Origin of the sequence: Marinobacter sp. MBR-99 (assembly GCF_040547575.1) — a bacterium.
Taxonomy (GTDB): Bacteria; Pseudomonadota; Gammaproteobacteria; order Pseudomonadales; family Oleiphilaceae; genus Marinobacter.
On record NZ_JBEPPY010000017.1, the window covers coordinates 52,496 to 70,068 of the forward strand.

General features: G+C 57.4%; 18 protein-coding genes. 8 read left to right on the plus strand and 10 right to left on the minus strand.

Annotated elements, in window-relative coordinates; translation table 11 throughout:
* Nucleotides 1–198: 198 nt before the first annotated feature.
* Nucleotides 199–1,299, minus strand: a complete 1,101-nt coding sequence (gene apbC / locus ABIE59_RS14675; RefSeq protein WP_354448046.1) for an iron-sulfur cluster carrier protein ApbC — start codon at nt 1,297–1,299, stop codon at nt 199–201.
* Between the two features lie 180 nt (nt 1,300–1,479).
* On the opposite strand from apbC, the gene metG reads away from it, so the two are divergent.
* Genes metG through nth form a run of 8 tightly spaced genes read left to right on the plus strand, consistent with a single transcriptional unit; the run spans nt 1,480 to nt 9,690 of the window.
* Nucleotides 1,480–3,516 carry a methionine--tRNA ligase gene (gene metG / locus ABIE59_RS14680; protein ID WP_354448048.1) on the plus strand — a complete coding sequence of 679 codons (2,037 nt, stop codon included), beginning with the start codon at nt 1,480–1,482 and terminating at the stop codon, nt 3,514–3,516.
* 24 nt (nt 3,517–3,540) lie between these two features.
* The gene (gene rsxA, locus ABIE59_RS14685; protein WP_354448050.1) at nt 3,541–4,122 is read left to right on the plus strand and encodes an electron transport complex subunit RsxA; all 582 of its coding nucleotides are present in this window, start codon (nt 3,541–3,543) and stop codon (nt 4,120–4,122) included.
* 15 nt (nt 4,123–4,137) lie between these two features.
* Nucleotides 4,138–4,716 carry an electron transport complex subunit RsxB gene (gene rsxB, locus ABIE59_RS14690; RefSeq protein ID WP_354448052.1) on the plus strand — a complete coding sequence of 193 codons (579 nt, stop codon included), beginning with the start codon at nt 4,138–4,140 and terminating at the stop codon, nt 4,714–4,716.
* Nucleotides 4,716–6,533: an electron transport complex subunit RsxC gene (gene rsxC / locus ABIE59_RS14695; protein ID WP_354448054.1), complete on the plus strand. Its 1,818-nt coding sequence runs from the start codon at nt 4,716–4,718 to the stop codon at nt 6,531–6,533. The genes rsxB and rsxC overlap by 1 nt, the downstream gene beginning before the upstream one ends.
* 21 nt (nt 6,534–6,554) lie before the next feature.
* Nucleotides 6,555–7,607, plus strand: a complete 1,053-nt coding sequence (gene rsxD / locus ABIE59_RS14700; protein WP_354448056.1) for an electron transport complex subunit RsxD — start codon at nt 6,555–6,557, stop codon at nt 7,605–7,607.
* A gap of 3 nt (nt 7,608–7,610) precedes the next feature.
* The gene (rsxG, locus tag ABIE59_RS14705; RefSeq protein ID WP_354448058.1) at nt 7,611–8,312 is read left to right on the plus strand and encodes an electron transport complex subunit RsxG; all 702 of its coding nucleotides are present in this window, start codon (nt 7,611–7,613) and stop codon (nt 8,310–8,312) included.
* Between the two features lie 2 nt (nt 8,313–8,314).
* Complete coding sequence (locus tag ABIE59_RS14710; RefSeq protein WP_354448060.1) at nt 8,315–9,031, plus strand: electron transport complex subunit E; 717 nt, start codon at nt 8,315–8,317, stop codon at nt 9,029–9,031.
* A 20-nt stretch (nt 9,032–9,051) separates the two neighbouring features.
* The gene (nth, locus tag ABIE59_RS14715; RefSeq protein ID WP_354448062.1) at nt 9,052–9,690 is read left to right on the plus strand and encodes an endonuclease III; all 639 of its coding nucleotides are present in this window, start codon (nt 9,052–9,054) and stop codon (nt 9,688–9,690) included.
* Between the two features lie 55 nt (nt 9,691–9,745).
* On the opposite strand, the gene ABIE59_RS14720 is transcribed toward nth, so the two are convergent.
* The 9 genes from ABIE59_RS14720 to ispD all read right to left on the minus strand — a co-directional run bounded on the left by ABIE59_RS14720 (nt 9,746) and on the right by ispD (nt 17,473).
* Nucleotides 9,746–10,321, minus strand: a complete 576-nt coding sequence (locus ABIE59_RS14720) for a chalcone isomerase family protein (RefSeq protein WP_354448064.1) — start codon at nt 10,319–10,321, stop codon at nt 9,746–9,748.
* A 196-nt stretch (nt 10,322–10,517) separates the two neighbouring features.
* Complete coding sequence (rpoS, locus tag ABIE59_RS14725; protein ID WP_354448066.1) at nt 10,518–11,516, minus strand: RNA polymerase sigma factor RpoS; 999 nt, start codon at nt 11,514–11,516, stop codon at nt 10,518–10,520.
* Between the two features lie 192 nt (nt 11,517–11,708).
* Nucleotides 11,709–12,473 carry a peptidoglycan DD-metalloendopeptidase family protein gene (locus ABIE59_RS14730; RefSeq protein WP_354448123.1) on the minus strand — a complete coding sequence of 255 codons (765 nt, stop codon included), beginning with the start codon at nt 12,471–12,473 and terminating at the stop codon, nt 11,709–11,711.
* A gap of 300 nt (nt 12,474–12,773) precedes the next feature.
* Nucleotides 12,774–13,751, minus strand: a complete 978-nt coding sequence (locus tag ABIE59_RS14735) for a DUF368 domain-containing protein (RefSeq protein WP_354448068.1) — start codon at nt 13,749–13,751, stop codon at nt 12,774–12,776.
* Complete coding sequence (locus ABIE59_RS14740) at nt 13,751–14,407, minus strand: protein-L-isoaspartate(D-aspartate) O-methyltransferase (RefSeq protein WP_354448070.1); 657 nt, start codon at nt 14,405–14,407, stop codon at nt 13,751–13,753. The genes ABIE59_RS14735 and ABIE59_RS14740 overlap by 1 nt, the downstream gene beginning before the upstream one ends.
* Nucleotides 14,404–15,174, minus strand: coding sequence for a 5'/3'-nucleotidase SurE (gene surE, locus ABIE59_RS14745; RefSeq protein ID WP_354448072.1), 771 nt, complete (start codon nt 15,172–15,174; stop codon nt 14,404–14,406). Before surE ends, ABIE59_RS14740 begins: the two co-directional genes overlap by 4 nt.
* An 11-nt stretch (nt 15,175–15,185) precedes the next feature.
* Nucleotides 15,186–16,253, minus strand: coding sequence for a tRNA pseudouridine(13) synthase TruD (truD, locus tag ABIE59_RS14750; RefSeq protein WP_354448074.1), 1,068 nt, complete (start codon nt 16,251–16,253; stop codon nt 15,186–15,188).
* Nucleotides 16,250–16,729, minus strand: coding sequence for a 2-C-methyl-D-erythritol 2,4-cyclodiphosphate synthase (gene ispF / locus ABIE59_RS14755; RefSeq protein WP_354448125.1), 480 nt, complete (start codon nt 16,727–16,729; stop codon nt 16,250–16,252). The genes truD and ispF overlap by 4 nt, the downstream gene beginning before the upstream one ends.
* Before the next feature lie 45 nt (nt 16,730–16,774).
* The gene (gene ispD / locus ABIE59_RS14760) at nt 16,775–17,473 is read right to left on the minus strand and encodes a 2-C-methyl-D-erythritol 4-phosphate cytidylyltransferase (protein WP_354448076.1); all 699 of its coding nucleotides are present in this window, start codon (nt 17,471–17,473) and stop codon (nt 16,775–16,777) included.
* Nucleotides 17,474–17,573: the final 100 nt, after the last annotated feature.

Sequence of the window (17,573 nt, forward strand, 5' to 3'; positions counted from 1 at the left end):
GCAGGGATAGCTTTCCAAAAAACGCTACGAGCACATCCATGTGCGCTTCGCTCCGGCCATCCATGGCCTACGAGATTTTTGGAAAGCTATCCCTGCCCCTGCCGACAAAACTCTGGTGGAATCGCCGCCAACAGAGCTGCGCCACATACGAGGTATATTCTTACTCGCCTGACTAAAACTACCTATTGGCTTAACTCGTTAGTGCTCGGTGACGGAAACACTGGAGATAGTGCCACCAAGATTCCGCTCCCGGGTAGACAACTCCGCCCCCACTCTTCTGGCGATATCCAGATAGCGCCGGGCCACTTCGGAATCCGGTTCAGCCGCGACGGTCGGGGCGCCACTGTCGGTTTGTTCGCGGATGGTCATGTGCAGGGGTAGCTGGCCCAGGAGGGTGGTTTCGTATTCTTCGGCGATGCGTTCGCCGCCGCCGTGGCCGAAGAGGGGTTCTTCATGGCCGCAGTTGGAGCAGATGTGGACGCTCATGTTTTCGACCACGCCCAGTACCGGGATGTCGACTTTGCGGAACATTTCGATGCCTTTTTTGCCGTCCAGCAGGGCGATGTCCTGGGGGGTGGTGACGATGATGGCGCCGGTGACCGGGACTTTCTGGGCCAGGGTGAGCTGGATGTCGCCGGTGCCAGGGGGCATGTCGATGATAAGGTAGTCGAGCTCATCCCAGAGGGTTTGCTGGAGTAGCTGCATGACGGCGCCGCTGACCATAGGGCCGCGCCAGACCATGGGGGTTTTGTCGGTGGTGACAAAGGCCATGGAGTTGGCTTGCAGGCCGTGGGCCTGCATGGGGAAGAAGTATTTGTTTTCTCGCACGTCCGGGCGTTTGCCTTCGGGTACGCCGAGCATCATGCCTATGCTGGGGCCGTAGATGTCGGCGTCGAGGATGCCGACCCTGGCGCCTTCGGCGTGCAGGGCGAGAGCGAGGTTGACGGCAGTGGTGGATTTGCCGACGCCGCCTTTGCCGGAGGCGACTGCGATGATGTTTTTCACGCCGGGGACGGCCGGCAGGTCTTTGTTGGTTTTGTAGCTGTGGATTTTCTGGGCTACGTGGACTTCGGCGCTTTCCACACCATCCACAAATTCCAGGGCGTTGGCGACGATCTGTTTCAGGCCGCCGGCGATGCCTTTAGAGGGGTACGGCAGTTCCACCATCAGAGTGACCTTGCCGTTGTCGTCTGCGGTCAGGTTTTTTACGGCACCCAGTTCGTACAGGTCTTTGTTGAGATAGGGGTCTCGGTATTCTTTGACGGCAATTTCTAGGGCCTGTTGGGAAATCTGGGTCATCGGGGTCTCCGGAATAAGCTAATCACCTTGAATGCAGGTGAAAAATGATGGCTTGGAAGGTATCATCTGTGGCCGTTTCTGACCATATGGGGTCTTTACCTGGAACAATCAATTGCGATTGTCGCAGGAACCCCGTTTTTGTCTTTCCAACCCGACTCAACATAAGGTTCGGACATCACCATGACGCAAGCGAGCAAGCAACAGCGCGATATCCTGGTTACCAGCGCCCTGCCCTACGCCAACGGGCCCATTCATCTGGGGCACCTGCTGGAATACATTCAGACCGATATCTGGGTGCGCTATCAGAATATGCGTGGCCACAACTGCTACTACGTTTGCGCCGACGATGCCCATGGCACCGCCATCATGTTGCGGGCCGAGCGTGAGGGGATTACCCCGGAGCAACTGATTGACCGGATTCGGCAGGAGCATCAGGAAGACTTTGCCGGCTTCCATATCCGTTTCAATAATTACTACTCCACCCATTCGGAAGAGAACCAGTTTTTCTCCGAGTACATTTACCGCCAGATTCAGCAGAATGGTCATATTGCCACCCGCAACATCACCCAGTTCTATGATCCTGAAAAGCAGATGTTCCTGGCGGATCGTTTCATCAAGGGCACTTGCCCCAAGTGTAAGGCGGAAGATCAGTACGGCGATAACTGCGAAGCCTGTGGCGCCACCTACACCCCTGCCGAGCTGATCAATCCGCGCTCTGCGGTCTCCGGCGCTACGCCGGTTGAGAAGGAGTCCGAGCACTATTTCTTCAAGCTGCCGGAGTTCCACGATTTCCTGAGCAAGTGGACCCGCAGTGGTGCCCTTCAGCCGCAGGTGGCCAACAAGCTGGCCGAGTGGCTGGATGCGGGCCTGCAAGAGTGGGACATCAGCCGGGACGCGCCCTATTTCGGGTTCGAGATTCCGGATGCGCCCGGTAAGTACTTCTATGTGTGGCTGGATGCACCAATCGGTTACCTGGCGAGCTTCAAGAACCTGTGTAACCGCGAAGGCATCGATTTCGAACACTTCTGGAAGAAGGATTCCACCGCCGAGGTGTACCACTTCATTGGCAAGGACATCATTAATTTCCACGCGCTGTTCTGGCCATCCATGTTGCACGATGCCGGCTTCCGCACGCCAACGGCGGTCTGGGCCCATGGTTTTGTCACGGTCAACGGCAAGAAGATGTCCAAATCCCGCGGCACCTTCATCATGGCCCGCACCTATCTGGACCATCTGGACCCGGAATACCTGCGCTACTACTTCGCCGCCAAGCTGACCGGTGGCGTGGATGACATGGACCTGAACCTGGAAGACTTCGCCGCCCGGGTGAACTCGGATCTGGTGGGCAAGGTGGTGAACATCGCCAGCCGCAGCGCCGGGTTCATCACCAAGCGCTTTGACGGCAAGCTGGGCAAGGTTACCGAACAGGACAAGCTGAAAGAGTTCATTGATGCTGGCGAACAGATCGCCGAGTTCTACGAAACCCGCGAGTTCGGCCGGGCCATGCGCCGGATCATGGAGTTGGCCGACATTGCCAACCAGTACGTGAACGACGAGCAGCCCTGGGTGATCGCCAAGCAGGAAGGCCAGGATGACAAGCTGCAGGCCATCTGCACCAACGCCATCAACATGTTCCGCCTGCTGATCACGTATCTGGCACCGGTACTGCCCAAGATGGCCCAGGCCTCCGAGTCTTTCCTGAATGACCGGCTGAACTGGAATCGCCGCCATGAACTTCTGGAAGATCACGGCATCGACAAGTTCAAGCCGTTGATGAACCGGGTCGATATGGCGCAGATCGAAAAAATGCTGGATGCCTCAAAAGAAGAGTTGCCAGCGGCACTGGGCGACACCAATAAACAGCCTGCGCAGGATCTGGAGCCCGTTGCAGACGAAATTGAGTTCCCGGATTTCGCCAAAGTGGATCTTCGTGTGGCAAAGATTGTCAAAGCCGAACATGTTGAGGGCGCCGACAAGCTTCTTCGCCTGACTCTTGATGTGGGGCATGGCGAGCGTAATGTGTTTGCTGGTATCAAGTCAGCCTACAAACCGGAAGACCTGGAAGGCCGTATGACCGTCATGGTGGCCAACCTGAAACCCCGGAAGATGAAGTTCGGCATGTCCGAAGGCATGGTTCTGGCCGCAGGCCCCGGCGGTAAAGAGATTTTCATTCTGTCGCCCGATTCCGGTGCAACACCCGGCATGCGGGTCATGTAAGCAGCAACAGGCAGAGACGCTCCGATGACAGAGTATTTGCTGATACTGGTCAGTACCATTCTGGTAAACAACTTCGTGCTGGTGCAGTTCCTCGGGCTGTGCCCGTTCATGGGGGTTTCCGGCAAGCTGGAAACCGCCATGGGCATGTCCCTGGCCACCACGTTTGTGCTGACCCTGGCATCGGTGTGCAGTTACCTGGCTTACACCTATTTGCTGGAACCCCTTGACCTCGCGTTCCTGAGAACCATCACCTTTATCCTGGTGATTGCCGTGGTGGTTCAGTTCACCGAAATGGTAGTCCGCAAGACCAGCCCCCTGCTCTACCGCGTACTGGGCATTTTCCTGCCGCTGATTACTACCAACTGTGCGGTACTGGGCGTGGCCCTGCTTAACATCAACAAGAACAACAACTTCGTGGAATCCGTGCTTTATGGCTTCGGTGCTGCCGCCGGTTTTTCCATGGTGCTGGTTCTGTTTGCTGCCATGCGCGAACGCATCGCCGTATCGGACGTACCGGTGGCTTTCCGGGGGGCATCCATTGGCTTGATCACCGCAGGCTTGATGGCGCTGGCATTCCTGGGTTTCACTGGCCTGGTTGCGGTCTGACGGAGCGGTTTATTTATGTGGACAAGTTTCCTGATTGCCGTTGTGGTGTTGCTCGCCCTGGCTCTGGTGTTTGGTGGGTTGCTGGGATTTGCTTCTGAGCGCTTCAAGGTCGAGGGTAACCCACTGGTCGAACAGATCGATGCCCTGCTGCCACAAACCCAATGCGGCCAATGCGGCTTCCCCGGCTGCCGTCCCTACGCGGAAGCCATTGCCAACGGCGAAGCCATCAACAAATGCCCACCTGGCGGTGAAACCACCATTAAGGCCCTGGCCGATCTGCTGGATGTGGAGCCACAGCCCCTGGATGCCGAACACGGTGTGGCTCAGGCCAAGCGGGTCGCCGTTATTCGTGAAGATGAATGTATCGGCTGCACCAAATGCATACAGGCTTGCCCTGTGGACGCCATACTCGGGTCGGCAAAGCACATGCATACGGTGATCGAAAGCGAATGTACCGGCTGTGATCTGTGCGTGGAGCCCTGCCCCGTGGACTGCATTGACATGGTCACCATTGAACCGGATATCCGCAGCTGGACCTGGTCTCCACCTGAACCCGAGATTATTGTCACCGATCGCCAGGGGGCCCGTGCCTGATGACTCAACTCTGGGATTTCTCCGGCGGCGTTCATCCGTCTGAAAACAAGCAGCAATCCACCAGCCGCCCCATTCGTCAGGCAGGCATGCCGGAGCATTTGGTACTGCCACTGCAACAGCACATTGGCGAACCTGCGGAAGTGATGGTTCAGGTCGGCGAGCGTGTACTCAAGGGCCAGAAGATCGCCGATGTCACCACCGGCATGGGCGTGCCAGTGCATGCGTCTACATCCGGCGTTATCGAAGCCATTGAACTGCGACCGGTGCCACACCCCTCCGGCATGTCTGACTGGTGTGTGGTCCTGAAACCGGACGGTGAAGACCAGTGGTGTCACCTTGAGCCCATCAGCGATTATCACAAGCTGGACCGGGAAACGGTGCTCACTTTGATCCGGGAAGCGGGTATCGCCGGTATGGGTGGCGCCGGCTTCCCTACCGACATCAAACTGCGCCCGCCCAGGGATCGCAAAGTCGAAACCCTGATTCTCAATGGCGCTGAGTGCGAGCCCTACATCACCGCCGACGACATGACCATGCGGAAGCACGCCACAGAAGTCGTCAATGGCTTGAAAGTGATGGCCTGGATTCTTCGACCGTCCCGCTGTGTGGTCGGTATTGAAGACAACAAACCCGAAGCCATCGCCGCCATGCGGGAAGCGGTTCAGGGCACTCAGATTGAAATTGCGGTGATTCCCACCAAATATCCGTCTGGCGGGGAAAAACAGCTGGTCCAGATCCTGACTGGCCTGGAAGTGCCCAGCGGCGGCATTCCCGCTGATATCGGGGTGATGTGCCAGAACGTCGGTACCGCAATGGCGGTATCCCGGGCCATTTTCGAAGGTAAGCCACTGATTTCCCGTATTGTCACTGTCACCGGCAAAGCTGTTCGGGAGCCGGGCAATTTCGAAATACTGGTGGGTACACCGGTCAGTTACCTGCTGGAAAGTGGCGGCCTGCAGGAGGACCAGCTGAACCGGCTTGTGCTTGGCGGGCCCATGATGGGGTACACCCTCACCACCGATGCCATTCCGTTGGTTAAAACATCCAACTGCATCATTGCCGCCACCGCAGACGAGTTACCCGCACCACCACCGGAACAGCCGTGTATCCGCTGCAGCCAGTGTGCCGAAGCCTGCCCGATGGAACTGCTGCCCCAGCAGTTGTTCTGGTACTCGAAGGCCTCCGAATTCGAGAAAGCGGAACACCTGAACCTGTTTGATTGCATTGAGTGTGGCGCCTGCTCCTACGTTTGTCCCAGCTCTATTCCACTGGTCCAGTATTATCGCTACGCCAAGGATGAAATCCGCAAACAGCGTGCGGAGCAATTGAAATCGGACCACGCCCGCGAGCGATTCGAGGCCCGCCAGGCCCGGTTGGAGCGGGAACAGCAGGAGAAAGAACTGCGGCGCAAGGAACGGGCAAAGGCGGCCGCCGAAGCACAGGCCCAGAAACAGGCCGAAGCGGAACAATCGGTTGCCGAAGGTGAAGCCACCGATGAGCGGGCGGCAAAGGCGGCGCTGGTGCAACAGGCCCTGGAACGCAAGAAAGCCAAGGCTGCCCAGGCAGCAGAACCGGCGCCCGCTGCTGTTGAGCAGCCGGACATCGAAACGCTGGAAAAGCAGCTGATGCAGGCCGAAACCAAACTCAGCACCATGCAAGGGATGCTGGATGAAGCCCGTGCCCAGCAGGCCGACAACGTGGAGAAACTGGAGCGGGCTGTGGCCAAGAATCACGACCGGGTGGAACGGGCCCGCGAAGCCCTGGCCGAGGCCCGGGGCCAGATGGCCAACAACACCTCGGATGCGTCCTCCGAGTAACCCACTGCAGGCTTATCGTTTATGGCATTAGTTCAACAGTCATCACCCCATGCCCGAAATGCCCGGCCCACCTCCCGGGTTATGCTCTGGGTTATTCTGGCGGCCATACCCGGCCTGATCGCCCAGACCCTGTTTTTTGGCTGGGGTAACCTGATCAATGTAGTCTGGTGTATCGCTCTGGCCCTGGCTTCGGAAGCGGCGATACTGAAGCTGCGCGGCAAGCCCATTTCGTTCTTCCTGAAAGACAACACCGCAGCGGTAACGGGCCTGCTACTCGGCTTGTCACTGCCTCAGTTTGCGCCCTGGTGGGTATCGGCCATCGCCGTGATTTCCGCCATTGTCGTGGCCAAACAGCTATACGGCGGGCTAGGTTCCAACCCATTCAATCCGGCCATGGTGGGCTATGCCCTGGCGCTCATTTCCTTCCCGGTGGCGATGACCACCAACTGGGCCGGGGCGGCAACCCTGTGGGGCGGCGCGCCAGGTTTGGTTGAAACCCTGACCACCATTTTTTCCGGCAGCCAGACCACCATAGATGCGTGGACCATGGCGACGCCACTGGACGAATACAAACACAAGATTGCCACCCACACCGCAGCCGAAGTGCTTCAGCATCCCACCTTTGGCGATCTGGTTGCCCGTGGCTGGGAATGGGTCAACCTGGCCTTTCTGGCCGGCGGCCTGTTGCTGATCTGGCTTCGAATCATCACCTGGCATATACCCGTCGCCTTTCTGGCCGCCATCGTCGTAATGAGTCTTGCCTTTGGCAGCAACGCTGATCTCTATGCACCGTTGCAGCTTCACCTGCTGGCCGGTGGCACCATGTTGGGCGCTTTTTTTATCGCCACCGACCCGGTCTCTGCCGCCACCAGCCATCAGGGCAAGCTGATCTACGGCGCAGGCATTGGCGTGCTGGTTTATCTGATTCGAACCTGGGGTAATTATCCTGACGCGATCGCCTTCAGTGTGTTGCTGATGAATTTCGCGGTACCGTTTATCGATCACTACACACCGCCCAGAACCTATGGTCATCACAAAGCCAGGCGTGGCGTGCCCAGCAAGAGTGGAGGTTAAGCAATGAACGCCATTACAACCTCTATCCGTCGCAGCGCCATCGGTCTTGGACTGTTTGCCGTGATTACGGGTGGCACCATTGCGCTGACCCAGGGCATCACCAAAGATCGCATCAAGGAGCAGGCCGAGCGGGCCGAAGCACGAGCACTGTTTGAGATTATCCCGGAGCACCAGCACGATAACGATATGCTGCGTGATGTCATCACCTTGCCCGCCGACGCACGCCAACCGGGCAGCGAACCGGTCAAGGCCTGGGTGGCCCGGCGCAATGGCCAGCCAATTGGCATGATTCTGCCAGCCGTTGCTCCGGATGGTTATTCTGGTGAAATCCGCCTGCTGGTGGGCATTGATCTGGACGGTCGCATACTGGGTGTGCGGGTCACTAACCATCGGGAGACACCGGGGCTGGGAGATCGCATTGAAACCCGGAAATCCGACTGGGTACACAGTTTTGACGGTCGCTCACTGGGCAATCCGCCCGCCGAGCAGTGGAACGTAAAAAAGAACGGTGGTGTGTTTGACCAGTTTACCGGTGCCACCATCACGCCCCGGGCGGTGGTCAAGGCTGTGCAGCATTCATTGGCCTATTTCCGCCAGAACCGGGATATTATCCGGGAGCGGCTAAACGAGCCACCAGCGCCCAGAAACAGAATCCTGACTCCGGAAGCCATTGCCGGTGAATCCACTCCTGCGGAGCATTCCTGATCATGGCCACAAAATCATCCGCTGAAATCATCAAAGAAGGCTTGTGGACCAATAACCCTGCCCTGGTTCAGGTTCTTGGCTTGTGCCCGCTGCTGGCCGTGACCAGCACCGTGGTGAACGCCATTGGCCTCGGTATCGCCACGCTGATGGTATTGATTGGCTCCAACCTGTCGGTCTCCATCATCCGCAACTTCGTCAACGAATCCGTTCGCCTGCCGGCGTTCGTGATGATCATCGCTTCGTTTGTGACCTGTGCCGAATTGCTGATGCAGGCCTTCACTTACGAGTTGTACCAGATTCTTGGCATTTTCATTCCGCTGATCGTGACCAACTGCGCCATTCTCGGCCGTGCCGATGCCTTTGCATCCAAGAACCCGCCACTACCTGCCCTGCTCGATGGCGCCATGATGGGCCTTGGGTTTCTCGCGGTGCTGGTGGTACTGGGTGGAATGCGGGAGCTCTTAGGCCAGGGCACCCTGTTCGCAGATATGCATTTGCTGCTAGGCCCGATGGCGAGTGATTGGGTGGTCCGCCCGTTTGAACACTACCCGGATATGCTGTTTATGGTGCTGCCGCCTGGGGCATTCGTCGGTCTCGGTCTGCTGATTGCACTCAAGAACGGCATTGATCACCAGCTCAAAGAGCGCCGGAAGGCGGCAGAGCCCGCAAGCACTAGCACAGGCAGTAAGCGGGTACGGGTAACCGGCACCATTTCCTGAACAGTGAATTTTGACCTGCGATGAACAAACAGAAGCGTATTGAGATTTTCACCCGGCTACGGGACGAGGACCCCAATCCCACCACCGAGCTGAACTACAGCACGCCGTTTGAGCTGCTGATCGCCGTGATTCTGTCTGCGCAGGCAACCGACGTGGGGGTCAACAAGGCTACGGATAAGCTATACCCTGTCGCCAATACACCAGAAGCCATCTACGCTCTGGGCGTGGACGGCCTCAAGGAATACATCAAAACCATCGGTCTGTTTAACAGCAAGGCCGAGAATGTCATCAAAACCTGCAAGATTCTGATTGAGCAACATGGCAGCCAGGTACCCGACAATCGTGAAGCCCTTGAAGCCTTGCCTGGCGTTGGCCGTAAAACCGCCAACGTCGTGCTCAATACCGCGTTCCGCCAGCCTGCCATGGCGGTCGACACCCATATTTTTCGGGTTTCCAACCGCACCGGTATCGCGCCCGGCAAAAATGTGGTCGAGGTTGAGAAACGACTGATGCGGCTGGTGCCAAAAGAATTTCTGATGGATGCCCACCACTGGCTGATCCTGCACGGCCGTTACACCTGCACCGCACGCAAGCCCAAGTGTGGCGCCTGTTTGATTGAAGATCTGTGCGAATTCAAACAGAAAAGGGACTACCAGTAACCCGCCCACAAAAAAGCCGGCAATCGCCGGCTTTTTTGTGGCCAGAACGAGTTGCTCAGCGCTTGCCCAGCATCTTTTCTTTCAGATCTTTCTGGGCCGGCTTGTCAGACAACCAGATACCGAACAAAGCCTTCTTGAACGCCAGGTCGCCTACGGTGTCGCGCTGCTCACCGTTTTTAAGCACCTGAACGCCTTGTTCCGGCACATAGACCAGATCAAAGACATCACCTTCTTTGATCTCTTCCTGGAATACCGCCATAAACTGGTCCACCTCAGCCTGAATGCCAGACAGGTCACCACCGGTGGACGCCTGGAATCCCTCCATGGTGGCTTCTGTCATCCGCTCGCTGGTGATCATACCGGACGTAATATGCAAGGTAATGGCCTGCGGCTCATCGGCGGCAATAACCGCTTCGGCATCCGCCACTTTCTCGGGCACATAGAGTCCACCAACATACAGATTCATAAACCACTTGGAGCGCGTTCCAGCGCCATTGAGCTGTAATTCCTGCCCCATCGCGGAGTATGTGTCCGGCACATCGACACCGCCAACGTTCAGGGCGTAAACCGGCGTGGCCAGAACGCCCGTCAGCAGCAAGGATGCGCAACCCGTGATAAGCGTCTTATTCATAGTCCTTTCCTTTCGATCATTATTATTGAATGTTTCATTCGTCCCCGGGTTCGACACCCTATTCCCGCCGGGAGACAACATTCTAACAATGAAGATCAGAGGCCTATCGCCACCTGGTTCTCAATTGCTGCCACATCTGACAAAAAAGCCAGCCATGTTGCCATGGCTGGCTTTTTCATTTTGACCGGCTCCGGGGCTATTTGAACAGCAAGCTTCCGGATAAACCTTCTTTTTCCAGAATTTCCCTGAGACGCCGTAACGCCTCTACCTGGATCTGGCGAACCCGCTCACGGGTCAACCCGATTTCCTGGCCCACCTCTTCGAGGGTACTGATGGGGTAACCACGCAAACCGAAGCGGCGGGAGAGCACCTCCTGCTGCTTGTCGCTCAACTGGTCAATCCATTTTTCCAGGCAGGAACACATGTTGTTGTCCTGCAGCAGATCCGCCGGGTCCAGAGCGCCTTCGTCGGCGACCGTGTCTAACAGGGATTTGTCGCTACCCGCACCAATCGGCGTATCCATCGAGGCCACGCGCTCATTCAGGCCGAGCATGCGCTTTACATCGGCCACAGGCTTGTCCACCATCCGTGCGATTTCCTCGGCGGTAGGCTCGTGATCCAGCTTCTGGGTCAACTCCCGGGCTGCCCGCAGATAAAGGTTCAGCTCCTTGACCACGTGGATGGGCAGACGGATGGTGCGAGTCTGGTTCATGATCGCCCGCTCAATGGTCTGGCGAATCCACCAGGTGGCGTAGGTTGAGAACCGGAAGCCACGTTCCGGGTCGAATTTCTCGACGGCGCGAATCAGTCCGAGGTTGCCCTCTTCAATCAGATCCAACAGGGTGAGCCCACGGTTCACATAGCGCCGGGCGATTTTTACAACCAGTCTCAGGTTGCTTTCAATCATACGCTTGCGGCCTGACTCCTCGCCATTGCGGGCAAGCCGCGCGAAGTAGACTTCTTCCTCGGGCGTAAGCAGTGGCGAGAAACCAATTTCATTAAGGTACAGCTGCGTGGCATCGAGCTGCTTCTGGCTGGTAAAATACTTCCCCTGCGCGGGAAAGTCGTCTTCCGATTCTGCCATCGCGTCTTCTGCCGATGACTTTTCGGGCTTTTCTTCCGCTAACAAATGATCGTCTGCTTCTTCCAGATCTGCAACACGATCGATAATGATGTCTTCTTGCTCTGCTGACATGGTTTACCCCGCCTCTCAATAATCCTGTTTCGCCCAATACTTCTTGTTATTGCGGGCTAGTTCCGGTTGTGGTTTTCTTCAGGACATTAGCTTGTTGGCTGGCAATCACAGTTGCCGTTTTTTATTTTACTTTGCGGTTTTCTGTCAGGCCTTACTGGCAATCACCTCAGAAACGTCCAGCTTTCTGATCGATCAACGTCTTGGCAGATATCTGGCCGGGTCAACCGGGTTGCCGTTTCTGCGAATCTCGAAATGCAACATCGGTTTGTCGGTACCAGAACTACCCAGTTCCGCGATTACCTGTCCGGCTTTTACCTCCTCCCCTTCCTGCACCAAAATCTTCCGGTTGTGGGCGTATGCGCTAAGGTAATGCTCGTTGTGATTTACGATAATCAGGTTTCCGTAACCCAGCAACCCGTTACCGGCATACACCACACTTCCATTAGCCGCCGCCTTCACAGCATCACCGGGATTCCCGGCAATATCAATACCTTTATTGACTTTTCCCGACTCTGAAAAGTTTGCAATAACGGTGCCAGAGTGCGGCCAGTTCCAGCGAATGTCTGAAGCCACCTGGCTAACCGAACGAGTCTGAGACGCCGGAGCCGATGCTTTGGGAGCAGTTCTCGATGCTGGGGGGGCTGTAGCCCTGGTGCTGGCAGTGGGCCGGGGAGCGGGGGCTGATTGTCTGGGTGGAGAGGATGCCTGGGCGGTCTGGCGAATGGTGCCCTTCCTGTCTAGCCGCAACACCTGCCCGGCTTTGATGTTCCAGGGTGGTGCGAGGCCGTTGGCATCACCGAGTTCCCGATAGTCCCGGCCATAACGCCAGGCAATGCCGTAGAGTGTTTCCCCGGGTTTGACAACATGGCTGCCCCAGTATACTGGCGGGTTGTATAGATCATCGCCGTAGATGGCGTTGGTATTGCAACCGGAAAGACCAACCGCCGCCAACAGCATCAGGAGGGCGGCGACCGCAGCCGGAGGGCTGGTATGCCGCCGGCCGGACGTCTCCGTAGCAGGCAGACGCCTGGTCGGAACAACAGCTTGGGTGTGCCGGCTAAAAAGAGTCACGTAATAACAAACGCCTGATTATGATAAATCTATCTAAGAAACTGTTCACTTTCGATGCAATTTCTCATGTTTCAGGACTAACTTACTAATATATTGCACAATTTATAATCAAATCCAAGTTACTCTGTGCACAGGTTTGTTACCGTCCGGAACGACACTTTGTGCGTCAGGTAACACTTTGACCGGTCACGGCGCCACATTCTGGTGCCGTCGGGCAGATATCCTCCCGAACCATTCCAGCGCCAGCACGACCACCAAACCTGCAATGGCCATGGCAATGGCCAACATTACCTGCGGGTCCTGGCCATACAGGCTGGCCCAGGTTTCCGGGCCTACCGGTGACTGGCTTACGGCCACCTGCTCACCAGCACTGTTAGTGCGCCAACTCAGGGTTTGCTGCCATGGCCAAACCTTGCTCAGAGCACCCACCATAAAGCCCGTCAATAGCGCCAATACCGTGTCGTGAAAATGCCGGAATGCCAGGGTGATTATCCGGGCAACAGACAGAAGGCCGATCACGCACCCTGAAACAAACAGCCCGAGATGAGCCAGCTCCACGGATTTTATAGCGGCCAGAACCGGTGCATACATGCCGATGATCAACAACAGAAAACTGCCGGAGATACCGGGCAGAATCATCGCACAAATGGCCAGCGCCCCCGCCCCCACAAATGCAAGGCCTGTTGGTGCCAGTTCGCTGGCAGGCAGTGTGGTTACCCACCAGGCAAAAACGATGCCGCAGGCCAGTGGGACCAGCAATACCGCCGTTGCACGACGAACCTGCTGCCCTACATGCCAGACAGAGGCAACAATCAAGCCGAAAAAGAAACTCCAGATTAACACCGGATGGGTGTCCAGGAGCCAGGTAATCAGCGACGCCAGACTCACGATACTGCTTAACACACCGGCCATCAGGCACATCAGGAAGGTGCCATCCACCGAGCGCCAAAATCCGGCCACGTCGCCTCTGAGCAGTTGCCTAACGAAGGCCACCGGAGTGGCGCTGATCGCTTCGAGCAGGCGAAAATAGATTCCGGTTATAAACGCAATGGTCCCACCAGACACCCCTGGTACGATATCCGCTGCCCCCATGGCCATGCCCCGCAGGAATACTCCTGCCAGGTGGTGCTCACGGCTCGTTTCGCGATCGGATGGCGGCTGCATCAGCGAACAACCCCGCCCAGCAAGGGTACAAAATGAACAGGCTCCAGTTCGCGCCGCTCAAAACGTTCCCCACGGCGAATGATCTCCACCAGAACCTGCTGGTGCTCGCCAACCGGAGCGATCAGTACACCACCATCGGCTAACTGATCGAGCAATTCCTGTGGTACGTCTACCGGCGCAGCGGTCACGATAATGCCGTCAAAAGGCCCCCGTTCGGGCCAGCCCATGCCACCGTCGGCGTGCTTGAGCATGACATTGCGGATATTGAGTTGCCGAAGACGGTCCCGGGCCCGCTCCTGCAGTGGCCGAATGCGTTCAACACTGAAGATATCGGCAAACAGCTGCGACAACACTGTGGTCTGATACCCGGAACCAGTACCCAGCTCCAGCACGCGGGCCGGTTGATGCGCCAGCAATAACTCGGTCATGCGCGCGACGATGTAGGGCTGGGACAGGGTCTGGCCATAACCGATAGGTAGGGAGGTATCCTCATAGGCGCGATGGGCAAGAGCTTCGTCCAGAAAGATGTGCCGGGGTACCTGACCAATCACCTCCAATACCCGATCTGATTCAATGCCAGCTTCCCGTAACCGCTGCACCAGTCGCAGGCGGGTGCGCCTGGACGTCATACCGATCCCTTCAAGTTGAGCGATCACGATGTCGCCCTCCTGGCACCTTCCAAACCATCTACCCAGTCCCGCAGCTCTGGCAGTGCTTCGTAACGGGTCATATCAACGTGGACAGGGGTAATGGAAACATAACCCTCACGTACCGCATGGAAATCCGTGCCAGGCCCGGCATCGCCGCCGCGGCCTGCGGCACCAATCCAGTAGCGCTGCTTGCCTCGGGGGCAAGTCATGGGAACCGCCCCTTCTGCCCTCTCCCGATGGCCCAGGCGAGTAACCTGAATGCCGGAGAGTTCGTGCCAGGGCAGATCCGGAACGTTTACATTCAGAATGGAACGCGGCCCCAACGCCAGTGCACGCTTGTCTTCAAGCAGCAACCGAACCACACGCGCGGCGGTGTCATAATGGAAATGACCGTTGTTAACCAGCGACACAGCAATCGCCGGCAGCCCTAGATGACGCCCCTCGGTGGCCGCGGCCACGGTTCCGGAATAGATAATATCGTCGCCCAGGTTGGCATGGGTGTTAATCCCAGAAACCACCCGGTCGAAGGGTTGATCGAACAGACCGTTCACCGCCAGATGTACGCAATCGGTGGGCGTGCCATCAACCGAATGAAACCCGTTGGGATGCTCTTCGACAGTCAGCGGGCGGCTCAGCGTCAACGCATTACTGGCCCCGCTGTGATCACGGTCCGGTGCAACCACTTCCAGCACACCCAGACCGCCAAGGCCTTCATACAGGGCCACAAGGCCCGGCGAATGCACGCCATCATCATTGGACAACAAAATACGCACAGTGTTCTCCGCTAGCTTTCTTGCTTATTATCACGGCTGAGGCTCATGTCCTGCAGCTCAAAAATATCACCCAGCACCGTGGTGGCATACTGCCCCGGTGGCAGGAAAAACTGTAACCGCAGGGCATTGTCATCCAGCCACTGCCAGCTCAATTGCTGAGGCCGGCTTACCAGGTTCCGGCGTTCCGGTTTCATGCGGGTGGTAAAGAACAACCGCTCAAACTCCGGGTATTCCGCAACCACTGCGCGCTCAAGCTCAGCCAGCGCTCCGGTTGCCAGAGTGCCACCATCGCCCCACAACGGCCCGGTGGGATGACCATCCTCAGAGGGCTCGCCGGGCATGCCGGTAAACCAGGCGCCCGCTTCAACCCGGGCCGCCAGAACTTCGTTGAACAGCCAGGAACGTGCCGCCGAAAAGTACAATACGTTTTTCGAACCACTTCCGCCACCGCCACCGCGACGGCTGCCCCTCTTCCGGTTCAAACGGGTGGGGTCAAGATTCACCGCCCGCTCCAGATTACCGCCGCCAATACCAAACCGCTGTGGCCCGAAATAGTTCGGGGCTCCCCGCTCGCCGAGCAAGGTCAGCGCCTGTTCAATGTCCACTCTATTGCCGTTGACTCGTCGCAACACCAGGTCAAATTCATTACCCAGATGCTCGCCACGGCGAAGCTTGCGGGCATGGCGGCCACTCGCCAGCACAGGCCACCGGGCACCTATGGTTTGCAGCAGCGCGGTATCCCCGGATTCCCGGCCCGGGCAGTAGAGACTGAACCATTGCACAGTAACCGCATGGCGATCCTTCAGGCCACAAAAGCCCACCTCGAACGCCTTGCAACTCGCCATGGTTGCCAGCTCGCGAGCAACAAACTCGGTATTGTCGCCAGACTTCTCGATACGCACGCACAAGTGCTCACCAGCCCCTTCATGAGTGGAGCCTGGCAATTCAGAATCTGGCCAGAGCCTCTCTGTAACCCGGAAATCCTCAGGAACCGACTTTAACTGCGCCTTACCCGGGCGCTTCCCCGAAGACGTGGGCCATTCAAGCCGCCAGCGGGGCGCACCGTTATCCTGACTCACATGGCCACCGGTTCGAGCAGACACACTGCCTGGCAGGCAATGCCCTCACCGCGCCCGGTAAAGCCAAGCTTCTCCGTGGTGGTGGCTTTCACGCTCACCCGATTCACCGGCACCCCCAGATCCTCAGCAATATTCAGGCGCATGGCCTCCACATGAGGTGCCATCTTTGGCGCCTGGGCAATAATCGTGGTGTCGACATTCACCACCGCAAAGCCCTCATCCAATACCCGCTGCATTACCCGCCGCAGTAGATCCCGGCTATCGGCCCCAGCCCACTCGTCGCTGGTGTCCGGAAAAAAATGCCCGATGTCCCCCAGCGCCAGCGCACCAAGCAGTGCATCCGCCAGCGCATGCAACAACACATCGCCATCGGAATGGGCTTTCAGGCCATGACTATGGGGAATCTCAACACCACCCAGAATGACAGAACTGCCCTCACCAAAGGCATGGACATCAAAGCCCTGACCAATGCGCATCATCGTCTCCGAGAAAAACAGATATAAACAAGAGGCGGGAAAACCCTACAGCCGACCCAGAATAAACTCGGCCAGCGCAAGGTCCGACGGCACCGTAATCTTCAAGTTATCCGGCCGCCCTTCCACCAGAACAGGCATCTTACCGGAAAACTCCATCGCAGAGGACTCATCGGTAACCGGCTGGTTATTTTCGAGACAAGACTCAAGGGCCGCCCTGAGCGCACCAAACCGAAACATCTGCGGCGTCAACGCCCGCCACAACCGACTCCGATCCACCGTCTGCGCCACCTCTGGCGGAATACCGTCATCCGCCAGCTTCAACGTATCCGCCACCGGCGCCGCCAGCAGTCCGCCAACCGGGTGCTCAGAAAGGGTATCAATCAGATTGGAAAGATCGTCGGCATGCAAACAAGGCCGCGCCGCATCGTGCACCAGCACCCAATCCGACTCATCCGCCTGCTCCGCCAGCGCATGCAACGCCGAAAGCACCGAATCCGCCCGCTCCTTGCCCCCGGTACAACTCTGGATACGATCATCCTGAGACGACTCACTATCCGGCCACCAGTGATCTGCCGGATTCAACGGCACCATACAACCCTTGAACGGCGCGTTATCCAACAAACGGGAGAGCGTGATATCGAGGATAAAACGGTTATTGATCTTGAGGTACTGCTTGGGACATTCAGCTTTCATGCGCTGGCCGATACCAGCAGCAGGAACAACAAGCCAAAGTTGAGGTTTCATAATCGGAAAGCCCGCACTATGTCAGGAGAGCGCCGGGGAGTGTCTCTCCGGGAATTTCGAAGGCCATGGATGGCCTGAGAGAAGCGCACATGGATGTGCT

Coding starts and splice junctions, on each gene's coding strand:
- rsxD (WP_354448056.1), top strand. CDS start 6,555: ATGGCATTAGTTCAACAGTCATCACCCCATGCCCGAAATGCCCGGCCC.
- rsxG (WP_354448058.1), top strand. CDS start 7,611: ATGAACGCCATTACAACCTCTATCCGTCGCAGCGCCATCGGTCTTGGA.
- rsxB (WP_354448052.1), top strand. CDS start 4,138: ATGTGGACAAGTTTCCTGATTGCCGTTGTGGTGTTGCTCGCCCTGGCT.
- ABIE59_RS14720 (WP_354448064.1), bottom strand. CDS start 10,321: ATGAATAAGACGCTTATCACGGGTTGCGCATCCTTGCTGCTGACGGGC.
- ispF (WP_354448125.1), bottom strand. CDS start 16,729: ATGCGCATTGGTCAGGGCTTTGATGTCCATGCCTTTGGTGAGGGCAGT.
- ABIE59_RS14710 (WP_354448060.1), top strand. CDS start 8,315: ATGGCCACAAAATCATCCGCTGAAATCATCAAAGAAGGCTTGTGGACC.
- apbC (WP_354448046.1), bottom strand. CDS start 1,299: ATGACCCAGATTTCCCAACAGGCCCTAGAAATTGCCGTCAAAGAATAC.
- ABIE59_RS14735 (WP_354448068.1), bottom strand. CDS start 13,751: ATGCAGCCGCCATCCGATCGCGAAACGAGCCGTGAGCACCACCTGGCA.
- rpoS (WP_354448066.1), bottom strand. CDS start 11,516: ATGTCAGCAGAGCAAGAAGACATCATTATCGATCGTGTTGCAGATCTG.
- ispD (WP_354448076.1), bottom strand. CDS start 17,473: ATGAAACCTCAACTTTGGCTTGTTGTTCCTGCTGCTGGTATCGGCCAG.
- metG (WP_354448048.1), top strand. CDS start 1,480: ATGACGCAAGCGAGCAAGCAACAGCGCGATATCCTGGTTACCAGCGCC.
- nth (WP_354448062.1), top strand. CDS start 9,052: ATGAACAAACAGAAGCGTATTGAGATTTTCACCCGGCTACGGGACGAG.
- rsxC (WP_354448054.1), top strand. CDS start 4,716: ATGACTCAACTCTGGGATTTCTCCGGCGGCGTTCATCCGTCTGAAAAC.
- rsxA (WP_354448050.1), top strand. CDS start 3,541: ATGACAGAGTATTTGCTGATACTGGTCAGTACCATTCTGGTAAACAAC.
- ABIE59_RS14730 (WP_354448123.1), bottom strand. CDS start 12,473: ATGCTGTTGGCGGCGGTTGGTCTTTCCGGTTGCAATACCAACGCCATC.